General features: G+C 34.0%; 1 pseudogene. It reads right to left on the bottom strand.

The window, feature by feature from the left end:
* Positions 1-262: pseudogene (locus tag LG649_RS16135) on the bottom strand (hypothetical protein); the annotation flags it as partial.
* Positions 263-285: the final 23 nt, after the last annotated feature.

The raw sequence follows: 285 nt of genomic DNA, 5'->3' as shown, positions 1-285 counted from the left end.
AGGTATCGCCATCTGTATCAATGGCAGTAAAGCTTTCGTAATCGTTAGAGTTTGATGTCCATACAATACCGCAGTCTTCACTAAAACTTGTATGCGAATCTATATTTGTCCAGTTTGTGGTCGAGTATGTAGGGTCATCAACAGTAATACAGGCTAGGTTTGGGTTGTTGGCTGTATTAAAATAGTTAGAGGAAGCATTATTACCATTTTTAACATTTAAATAAGTTAATTGATTGTTGTAACATTCAATTGACTCTAACATTGTGTTATTAGAAAGTTCTAGAT

Source organism: Neotamlana laminarinivorans (genome assembly GCF_020523925.1).
In the GTDB taxonomy this organism is placed as follows: domain Bacteria; phylum Bacteroidota; class Bacteroidia; order Flavobacteriales; family Flavobacteriaceae; genus Neotamlana; species Neotamlana laminarinivorans.
Note: the sequence above shows the minus strand (reverse complement) of the source record. Positions and strands in the feature narration are given on the sequence as shown.